We start from the raw sequence: 255 nt of genomic DNA on the forward strand, positions 1-255 counted from the left end.
AATCAACCGAGATTCCCCCAGTAGCGGCGAGCGAACGGGGAGCAGCCCAGAGTCTGAATCAGCATGTGTGTTAGTGGAACGGTCTGGAAAGTCCGACGGTACAGGGTGATAGTCCCGTACACAAAAACGCACCTGTTGTGAACTCGAAGAGTAGGGCGGGACACGTGGTATCCTGTCTGAATATGGGGGGACCATCCTCCAAGGCTAAATACTCCTGACTGACCGATAGTGAACCAGTACCGTGAGGGAAAGGCG

Annotated in this window: 1 rRNA gene; it reads left to right on the top strand. The window is 54.5% G+C overall.

From position 1 onward, the window contains the following. Positions 1–255, top strand: a 23S ribosomal RNA gene (locus OOJ59_RS28030); the annotation flags it as partial.

This window comes from Citrobacter sp. W9 (assembly GCF_026719375.1).
Lineage (GTDB): Bacteria > Pseudomonadota > Gammaproteobacteria > Enterobacterales > Enterobacteriaceae > Citrobacter > Citrobacter werkmanii.